A 10,477-nucleotide genomic window follows, 5' to 3' on the forward strand; every position below is an offset into this window, starting at 1 on the left:
CGTTGGCATTCAGGACCAGGGTGCCGTAGGTGCCGGTAAAAGTACCGGGCGTGACCGGACCGCTGGGCACACGGTCCGCGCCCTGGGTGTCGTTGGTCAGGACGTTGACGGTCAGGGTCAGCTGGCTTTCCGAAGCCGTACCAGCGTTGCTGTCGTTGACCGCCTTCGGCAAATCATCGACCACATTCACGTCCAGAGAACCCGTAGCACTGCTGCCATCGGTGTCCGTCGCCACCACAGCAAATTGCTCACTCAGGCTGTTGGCGCCCTGGGCCGTCGGATGGTTTTCGTTGTCCGTCAGCGTGTAGCTGTAACTGACTTCACCGGTGGTGGCGTTATAGCCGGTGATGGTCAAGGTATTGCCAAGCACCGTGGTGATCGATTGCGGGAAGCCGGCAGCGGCCCCACCGCTGACCACGCTGATGCCACCAACGGTCAGGGTTTGCAGACCGTCCAGCGCAGTGACGGTAAAGATGCCGCTCTGGGTCAAGGCTGGAGTGTTAGGCGCACTGCCGTCGCTGAGGTTTTTCTCGTAGACCGTCAGCTCGCCACCTTTGATGTCCAGGCAGTCGAGAATCACTGGGTCATTGTTGTTATGCACCTGCAACACCAGGTTCGCAGTGCTGCTGTCGCCGTCCGAATCGGTGAGGGTGTAGGCAAAGGTTTCGGTGCCATTGCCGTTGCCGTGCAAGGCTTTGAAGTCCGCGTCGTTGGTGTTCAACGTGTAGGTGTAGGTGCCATTGGCGTTAAGTACCAAGGTGCCGTAGGTGCCGGTGAAGGTCCCCGGAGTGACAGGGCCGGTGGGCACGCGATCCGCCCCCTGAGTGTCGTTGGTCAGGACGTTGCCGGTCAGGGTCAGCTGGCTTTCCGAAGCCGTACCAGCGTTGCTGTCGTTGACCGCCTTCGGCAAATCATCGATCACATTGACGTCCAGGGACCCCATGGCACTGCTGCCATCGGTGTCCGTCGCGACCACAGCAAATTGCTCACTCAGGCTATTCGCGCCCTGGGCAGTCGGATGGTTTTCATTGTCCGTCAGGGTGTAGCTGTAACTGACTTCACCGGTGGTGGCGTTATAGCCGGTGATGGTCAAGGTATTGCCCAGAGCCGTGGTGATCGATTGCGGGAAGCCCGAAGCCACGCCGCCGCTGATCACGCTGATACCGCCGACGGTCAGGGTTTGCAAACCGTCGAGGGCGGTGACGGTAAAGATGCCGCTCTGGGTCAAGGCAGGAGTGTTAGGCGCACTACCGTCAGTGAGATTTTTCTCGTAGACCGTCAGTTCGCCGCCTTTGATGTCGAGGCAGTCAAGAATCACCGGATCGTCGTTGTTATGCACCTGCAACACCAGGTTCGCAGTGCTGCTGTCGCCGTCCGAGTCAGTCAGGGTGTAGGCGAAGGTTTCGGTGCCATTGCCGTTGCCGTGCAAGGCTTTGAAGTCAGCGTCATTGGTGTTCAACGTGTAGGTGTAGGTGCCGTTGGCATTCAAAACCAGCGTGCCGTAGGTGCCGGTGAAGGTCCCCGGAGTGACGGGGCCGGTGGGCACACGGTCTGCACCCTGGGTGTCGTTGGTCAGGACATTACCGGTGAGAGTCAGCTGGCTTTCTGAAGCAGAGCTGGCGTTGCTGTCGTTGACCGCTTTAGGCAAATCATCAACCACATTCACGTCCAGAGAACCGCTGGCGCTGCTGCCATCGGTGTCCGTGGCGACAACGGTAAACTGCTCGCTCAGACTATTGGCACCCTGTGCCGTCGGATGGTTTTCGTTGTCCGTCAGCGTGTAGCTGTAGCTCACTTCGCCAGTACTGGCGTTGTAACCGGTGATGGTCAAGGTATTGCCAAGCGCCGTGGTGATCGATTGCGGGAAGCCCGAAGCCACGCCGCCGCTGACCACGCTGATACCGCCGACGGTCAGGGTTTGCAGCCCGTCGAGGGCGGTGACGGTAAAGATGCCGCTCTGGGTCAAGGCAGGCGTGTTAGGCGCACTACCGTCAGTGAGATTTTTCTCGTAGACCGTCAGTTCGCCGCCTTTGATGTCGAGGCAGTCAAGAATCACCGGGTCGTCGTTGTTATGCACCTGCAGCACCAGGTTCGCAGTGCTGCTGTCGCCGTCCGAGTCAGTCAGGGTGTAGGTGAAGGTTTCAGTGCCGCTGCCATTACCGTGCAAGGCTTTGAAGTCGGCATCATTGGTGTTCAAGGTGTAGGTGTAGGTGCCGTTGGCATTCAAAACCAGCGTGCCGTAGGTGCCGGTGAAGGTGCCCGGAGTGACGGGGCCACTCGGCACACGGTCCGCCCCTTGGGTGTCGTTGGTCAGGACGTTACCGGTGAGGGTCAGTTGGCTTTCCGAAGCCGTACCAGCGTTGCTGTCATTGACAGCCTTGGGCAGGTCGTCGATCACATTCACGTCCAGAGAACCGGTGGCGCTGCTGCCATCGGTGTCCGTCGCCACCACAGCAAATTGCTCACTCAGGCTGTTCGCGCCCTGGGCGGTCGGATGGTTTTCATTGTCCGTCAGGGTGTAGCTGTAGCTGACCTCGCCGGTGGTGGCGTTGTAACCGGTGATGGTCAAGGTATTGCCCAACGCCGTGGTCACGCTTTGCGGGAAGCCCGCCGCCACCCCACCGCTGACCACGCTGATGCCGCCAACGGTCAGGGTTTGCAGACCGTCGAGCGCAGTGACGGTAAAGGTGCCGCTTTGGGTAAGGGCCGGCGTGTTGGGCGAGCTGCCGTCGCTGAGGTTTTTTTCATAGACAGTGAGTTCGCCGCCGTAGACATCCAGACCGTTCAAGGTCACCGGATCGTCGTTGTTATGCACCTGCAGCACCAGGTTGGCGGTGCTGCTGTCGCCGTCCGAGTCAGTCAGGGTGTAGGCGAAGGTTTCGGTGCCATTGCCGTTGCCGTGCAAGGCTTTGAAATCAGCATCGCTGGTGTTCAGTGTGTAGGTGTAGGTGCCATCGGCATTCAGGACCAGGGTGCCGTAGGTGCCGGTAAAGGTGCCGGGGGTTACAGGGCCGGTGGGCACACGATCCGCACCCTGGGTGTCGTTGGTCAGGACGTTGCCGGTCAAGGTCAACAGGCTTTCCGAAGCCGTCCCAGCGTTGCTGTCGTTGACCGCCTTGGGCAGGTCGTCGATCACGTTCACATCCAGGGAACCTGTGGCACTGCTTCCATCGGTGTCCGTGGCCACGACGGTGAACTGCTCACTCAGGCTGTTGGCGCCCTGAGCGGTCGGATGGTTTTCGTTATCCGTCAGCGTGTAGCTGTAACTCACTTCACCGGTAGTGGCGTTGTAGCCAGTGATGGTCAAGGTGTTGCCAAGTGCCGTGGTGACCGATTGCGGGAAGCCCGCGGCCACCCCGCCGCTGACCACGCTGATGCCGCCAACGGTCAGGGTTTGCAGACCGTCGAGCGCAGTGACCGTAAAGGTGCCGCTTTGGGTAAGGGCCGGCGTGTTGGGCGCGCTACCGTCAGTCAGGTTTTTCTCATAAACGTTGAGTTCACCGCCTTCAACATCCAGCCCACGCACGATCACCGGGTCGTCATTGTTGTGGATTTGCAGCACCAGGTTGGCGCTGCTGCTGTCGCCATCGGAGTCAGTCAGGGTATAGGCAAAGGTTTCAGTACCGCTGCCATTGCCGTGCAGGGCTTTGAAGTCGGCGTCATTGGTGTTCAGGGTGTAGGTGTAAGTGCCGTTGGCGTTGAGTACCAAGGTGCCGTAGGTGCCGATGAAAGTGCCTGGGGTTACGGGGCCGGTGGCCACCCGGTCCGCACCTTGGGTGTCGTTGGTCAGGACGTTGCCGGTCAGGGTCAGTTGCGTCTCGGACGCCACCTGGGCATTGCTGTCGTTGGCTGCGAGCGGCACATCGTCAGTGATGTTGACGTCCAGGGTGTTGCTGGCCGAATCGCCATCGCTGTCGGTCGCCACCACGCTGAAATGTTCGCTGAGGTTGTTGGTGCCGTCCCCTGCGGCATGCACTTCGTTGCCCACCAGGGTGTAGCTGTAGCTGACCACCCCGGTCGCCGGGTTAAAGCCAGTGATGGTCAGGATGTTGCCCAACCCCGTGGTGATCGATTGGGGAAAGCCCGCAGGCACCCCGCCGCTGACCACGCTGATGCCACCCACGTTCAGGCTGCTGAGGCCATCGGGGGCCGACACACTGAAGGTGCCGCTCTGGGTCAGGGCTGCGGGATTGTTGATCGACCCCTGGGCCAGGTTGGCCTCGTTGAGGGTCAACTCACCCCCCTCCACCGAGAGGCCCTCAAGGGTCACCGGGTTGTCCGGCGGTGCGCTGCCCTCAGTGGGCGGTGCGGCATTCAGGCGTTCGGGCACAAATTCGGGAATGCCATTGAAGCCCGCAGTGGGGAAACCGATGATTGGGTCGACCCGGCCCGCGACCTCTTCCAGCAGCACAAAGCTGTGCCCGCCCCCCAGGGCGCCACCTGTCGCACCGGTACCACCAGGGCCGGCTGCCGTGGCTTCGGCGTTTTGCGTGGGGTCGTCACCGGCCGCAATGGCTTTTTGCAGTTGCTGCACATCGGTCAACTGCGCATCGCTGGGAGCCAGGGCGTCCGTGGTGTCCACATGGGGGGCCTGATTGGCCAGCAACTGCGGGGTCATCTGCAGGGAGCTGTCGCGCCCCAGGGTCAGTTCATGGCCGTTTTGCAGGTGCACGGCCACCGCGCCTTCGGCCCCGGTGACCAACTGGTCCCCGGCAAACAACCGATCCCCTTCAACCAGGGCCCGGCGCGCGCCATCTGCCGCCACCGCAAAAACCTGACCCACTACCTGGGTCACCACGCCGATTAACGTAGCCATGTGCATCCTCCCACGCCGAAAACGATCGGCATCTGGTTGTTTGCAGCAGCGCTGATGGTGTTAACCAGTGGTTGAACGATCCTTATCCTGACTGCGGCGGCCCCTGGGAGCCACCCCGCCGCAGGGTCGCTATCGACCCCGCCCTGCTGCTCGTTGATCGGCCGTTTATGCCGTGACGCCTGGGGGTGAAAAACACCCTGTCCAGGCCCCGGACAGCTCGCCAACAAGAGCTGCGCTGAAGGTTGGAACCTGCAAGTGACAAAAAAATGCCACCCCAATCAACCCTCCACGTCTCCCTCCCCGCCACCACTTCCCCGCCCTGAGCTGCAAAAAAAATTGAACCTTTAAGCCCGCTGAAAACGCCGTTAAGAGCCGATAAAACGCGGGCTTTCGATTTGAACAATGTCCTGCTTTTGATCGAGTGCATAAGTTTTTTTCGGCATAAAACCTATGCGAATTTTTTCTTAGCTTTTCTTCAGGATGTTCTTAGCTCTGTTGTTACAAGTATGAAACGGTTTCACCTTAAAAATTTCGTCATTTTTTTGGCGACTGCCTCACCATCAGGACCAGGGAGACACCCCAATGCGCGTTTTCACCCCCCTCAGCAGCGCGATTTTACTGGCCATTCTGTGCGCCCCCGCAGCCCAGGCCATGTCCTTGACCGAAGCCATCCAGAGCACCCTGGACAATCACCCGGAACTGCGGGCGAGCCAGAACAGCCGCCTGTCTGCCGATGAGGATGTGAAGGTCGCCAAAGGCGGCTTCTACCCGACCCTGGACCTGAATGCCGGCTACGGTCGCGGCTACAGCGACAACACCACCACTCGGGCCCTGGGCAACCACCACACCGAGACCTTGAATTACACCCAGTCGGAATTGCGCCTGCGGCAGATGCTCTTCGACGGTTTCAACACGGCCAATGAAGTGGGGCGTACTCAGTCAGTGGTCAACTCGCGGGCCTACTTCGCCCGCGGGACCGCCGAGAGCCTGGCCCTGCGCACCATCGAGGTGTACCTGGAGGTGCTCAAGCGCCGTGAACTGGTGACCCTGGCCAAGAACAACCTGCAGGCCCACCTGCGGGTCAACGATCAGATCGGCCTGCGCAGTGAACGGGGCGTGGGCAGCAACGCCGACCTCGACCAGTCCAAGGCCCGGCGCGCCCTGGCGGAAAACAACTACGACACGGCCGAGGTCGACCTGGCCGATGCCGAGGCCAACTTCTATAGCGCCGTCGGGCGCCTGCCCGATGAGTTGGAAAGCCTGCCGTCGATCCGTGGCGAAGTACCCGCCACCCTGAACGACGCCAAGCAAAGCATGTTGGAGAACAACCCCTACCTGAAGTCCGCACAAGCCGATATCCAGGCTGCGGAAAGCCAGTACGAGGTGGCCAAGTCACCGTTCTACCCACGCTTCGATGCCGAAGCCGCGGTGGGCGCCAACAACAATGTGCAAGGCGACATCGGCCATGACAATGAATGGCGAGTCGGCGTAGTGATGAACTACAACCTGTTCCGGGGCGGCAGCGACAAGGCTCGCCTGCAGTCCGACGCGCACAAGATCAACCAGGCCATGGACATCCGCAACAACGCCCTGCGTATGCTCAACGAGAACATCACCCTGGCCTGGAACGCCATGCTCAACGCCAAGAAGCAAACCCCTACCGCCCGGGAATATGCCGAAACCACCACCCGGGTGCGCGGCGCCTACCAGGACCAGTTCGGCCTCGGCCAACGCACCCTGCTGGACGTGCTGGACAGTGAAAACGAACTGTACAACGCCAACCGCCGCTACACCGAAGTGCGCTACACCGAGGAGTTCTCCATGTACCGCGTGCTGGCCAACATGGGCGAGTTGCTGAACAAGGAAAAAGTCGTGGTGCCGGCCGAGGCCATCGCCCAGAGCGAAGTGAGAAGCGACGCGCGCCTACCGGAAATGAAGTAGTCCCCGGGAGGACGCAACGTGACCAGCATCGAACCCGGGAGCTTGAGCGCCGATCCACGCTCAAGCTTCGATGACCCGCTGTTGGATGGATTATTGATCCTGTGCAAATTGCATGGCTGCACCGTCAGCCGGGGCAGCCTGAGTGCCGGCCTGCCCCTGGATAAACAACGCCTGAGCCTGGACCTGTTGCCCCGTGCCGCAGCCCGGGCGAGCCTCCAGGCGCGGCTGTTGCGCCGCGAGTTGGGTGCGATTTCCGCCCTCAACCTGCCGGTGTTGCTGATCCTCAAGAATGGCCGGTGCGCGGTGCTGCGCCGCTGGGGCGACGACGGCAAGGCGCTGATCCTGCCGTGCGAAGCCGAAGGCGGCGAACAATGGGTCAGCCGTGAAGAACTGACCGAGGAATACAGCGGCCAGGCACTCTTTGCCCGGCCCCGCCACGAACTCGAAGACTTGCGCACGCCCCTGGTGCCGCGGGTCGAAGCCTGGTTTCGCGACACCCTGAAACTCTCTCGCTGGCTCTACAGCGACGCCATCCTCGCCAGTTTCCTGATCAACCTGTTGGGGCTGATGGTGCCGCTGTTCGTGATGCAGACCTACGACCGGGTGGTGCCCAACCAGGCGATTTCCACCCTCTGGGTACTGACCCTGGGCCTGCTGATCGGCACCGGGTTTGAACTGGTACTGCGGGTGCTGCGCGCCCATTTGCTCGACCAGGCCGGGAAGAAGACAGACGTGATTCTCTCGGCGACCCTGTTCGAACGCATCACCGGCATGAACCTGAAGGCGCGGCCGGCAACCATTGGCGGCTTTGCCCAGAGCATCCATGACTTCCAGGGCCTGCGGGAGTTTCTCACCGCCGTGACCCTGACCAGCCTGATCGACCTGCCCTTTGCCCTATTAATGCTGGTGGTGATCGGCCTGCTCGGCGGCTGGCTGGTGGTGATTCCACTGCTGGCCTTTCCCATCACCATCATTTTCGCCCTGCTGATCCAGTCGCGCCTGCGCGACACGGTGCAAAAAAGCCTGAGCCTGGGCGCCGAGCGCCAGGCCCTGCTGATCGAAACCCTGGGCGGCCTGGAAACCCTCAAGGCCTGCAGCGCCGAAAGCGAGCGCCAGCACCAATGGGAAAGCACCCACGGCGCCCTCACCCGCCTCGACAGCCATGCGCGCAACCTCTCGGCCCTGGCCACCAACGGCACCCTGTTCATCCAGCAACTGTCGGGCATGGCGACCATCGTCGCCGGGGTCTACAGCATCATTGCCGGCAACCTCAGCGTCGGCGCCCTGGTGGCCAGCTACATGCTCGGCAGCCGAGTGCTGGCCCCGCTGGGACAGATCGCCGGGCTGATCACCCGCTATCAACAAGCCCAACTGACCATGCGCAGCACCGATGCGCTGATGGCCCTGCCCCAGGAGCGCGACCCCAAGCAACGTCCGCTGGAGCGCACCCAACTGCGCGGCGCCCTGGAAGTCAGCCGCGTGACCTTTCGCTACAACGGGCAGAACACGCCGGCCCTGAACACCATCAGCTTCAGCCTGCAGCCCGGCGAGCGCATCGGCATCATCGGCCGCAGCGGCTCGGGCAAAAGCACCCTGGCTCGCCTGGTGATGGGGTTTCTCGCCCCCGAAGAGGGCCAGTTGCTACTCGATGGCCTGGACCTGCGACAGCTGGACGTTGCCGACCTGCGGCAACAGATCGGCTACGTTGCCCATGACCTGCCGCTGCTGGCCGGCAGCCTGCGCGACAACCTGACCCTGGGCGCGCGGTACATCAGCGATGCCCGGATGCTCGAAGTCGCCGAGTTGACGGGTGTCACCGAGCTGGCCCGCCAGCATCCCCAAGGCTTCGACCGGCCCGTGGGCGAGCGTGGACAACTGCTCTCCGGTGGCCAGCGCCAGGCGGTGTTGCTGGCCCGGGCGCTGCTCCTGGACCCGCCCATCCTGCTGCTGGATGAACCCACCAGCGCCATGGACAACAGCAGCGAAGACGCCCTGCGCCAACGCCTGATGGCCAAGGTCCAGGGCAAGACCTTGCTGCTGGTGACCCACCGCACCTCGATGCTCAGCCTGGTGGACCGACTGGTGGTGCTGGACGAGGGGCGGATCGTTGCCGACGGTCCGAAAGAAGCGGTCATCGATGCACTGCGCAAGGGCCGTGTCGGCTCTGCGGCCGTCTAGGAGTCACCAGCATGTCTGGGTCATCTTCATCGCGGGGTTACTTCGGCAGCTTTCGCAAAAGTGCAGAAAGCGAGTTCATGCCGGAAACCGCCGGCGCCTCGCTGCAGGACTCACCACGCGGGGTACGGATCACGGTGTGGATCGCCGCAGCGCTGATAGTCAGCGCCCTGGTCTGGGCCAGGTTCGCGGTGCTGCAGGAAGTCACCACGGGGGAAGGCAAGGCCATTCCATCGAGCAAGATCCAGGTGATCCAGAACCTGGAGGGCGGCATCGTCACTGAAATTTTCGTCCACGAGGGGCAATTGGTGGACAAGGGCGAAACCTTGCTGCGCCTGGACGACACCCGCTATCGCTCGAACAAGGGCGAAAGCGAAGCGGACCGCTTTGCCTTGATGGCCCAGGTCGAGCGCTTGTCCGCCGAAGCCGAAGGCCGCCCGTTCAGCCCCTCCGCGGAAGTGGTGAGCAAAGCCCCGCAAGTCTCCGAAGACGAGCGCGCCCTGTATGACCAGCGCCAGCGCCGACTGGCCAGCGAACAACGCACCCTGACCGAACAACTGCGGCAAAAGACCCAGGAACTGGCGGAGTTCCGTTCGAAGCAGGGGCAATACAGTTCCAGCCTGGGCCTGCTCAACCAGGAGATGAACATGTCGGCGCCCCTGGTGGGCAGCGGCGCGGTGTCGCCGGTGGAAATCCTGCGCTTGAAACGCAGCGCAGTGGAGATCCGCGGTTCGCTGGACGCCACCACCTTGGCGATTCCCCGGGCAGAATCGGCGATCAACGAGATCAAGAGCAAGATCGATGAGTCGGTGCAGACCTTTCGCTCCGAGGCCGCCAAGGAACTCAACGAGAAGCGCACCGACCTGTCGAAAATCACCGCCTCGGGCATCGCCATCGACGACCGGGTCAACCGCACCACGGTGGTGTCACCCGTGCATGGGGTGATCAAGCAGCTCAAGGTCAACACCATCGGTGGCGTGGTCCAGCCGGGCAGCGACATGGTGGAAATCGTGCCGATGGAAAACAACCTGTTGATCGAAGCCAAGGTGCGCCCCCAAGACGTGGCCTTCCTCCATCCGGGCCAGCGGGCCATGGTCAAGTTCAGTGCCTACGACTACACGATTTACGGCGGTTTGAGCGCCCGACTGGAGCTGATCGGCGCCGACACCATCACCGATGACAAGGGCAACAGTTTCTATCTGATCCAGGTGCGCACCGACAAAAACCACCTGGGGGGCGAGCTCAAACCGCTGCTGATCATCCCCGGCATGGTGGCCACGGTGGACATCATCACCGGCGAGAAAAGCGTCCTGGACTACCTGCTCAAACCCGTGCTCAAGGCCCGCACCGAAGCCATGCGCGAACGCTAAACCGCCATCGCGGGCAAGCCCGCTCCTACAAAGGCGGGTGCTCGCCACACGTCCATATCCACCACGCTGTAGGAGCCGGCTTGCCGGCGAAGCACCCTCCCATTTTGCGCAAGGCTCAGGGACGCCATCGCGGGCAAGCCCGCTCCTACAAAGGCGGGTGCTCGCCGCGCGTCCA

General features: G+C 62.1%; 4 protein-coding genes. 3 read left to right on the plus strand and 1 reads right to left on the minus strand.

Annotated elements, in window-relative coordinates:
• On the minus strand, positions 1-4,816 hold a 4,816-nt coding region (locus tag M1B34_RS33430), incomplete at its 3' end, for a retention module-containing protein (RefSeq protein WP_268267408.1).
• Positions 4,817-5,398: 582 nt separating this feature from the next.
• Between M1B34_RS33430 and M1B34_RS33435 the strand changes: the two genes are divergently transcribed.
• Genes M1B34_RS33435 through M1B34_RS33445 form a run of 3 tightly spaced genes read left to right on the plus strand, consistent with a single transcriptional unit; the run spans position 5,399 to position 10,302 of the window.
• Positions 5,399-6,757, plus strand: a complete 1,359-nt coding sequence (locus M1B34_RS33435) for a TolC family outer membrane protein (RefSeq protein WP_123329975.1) — start codon at positions 5,399-5,401, stop codon at positions 6,755-6,757.
• An 18-nt stretch (positions 6,758-6,775) separates the two neighbouring features.
• Complete coding sequence (locus M1B34_RS33440) at positions 6,776-8,935, plus strand: type I secretion system permease/ATPase (RefSeq protein WP_268267409.1); 2,160 nt, start codon at positions 6,776-6,778, stop codon at positions 8,933-8,935.
• Positions 8,936-8,946: 11 nt separating this feature from the next.
• Positions 8,947-10,302: an HlyD family type I secretion periplasmic adaptor subunit gene (locus tag M1B34_RS33445; protein ID WP_123329970.1), complete on the plus strand. Its 1,356-nt coding sequence runs from the start codon at positions 8,947-8,949 to the stop codon at positions 10,300-10,302.
• Positions 10,303-10,477: the final 175 nt, after the last annotated feature.

This window comes from Pseudomonas morbosilactucae, from assembly GCF_023241715.1.
GTDB classification, from domain to species: Bacteria; Pseudomonadota; Gammaproteobacteria; order Pseudomonadales; family Pseudomonadaceae; genus Aquipseudomonas; species Aquipseudomonas morbosilactucae.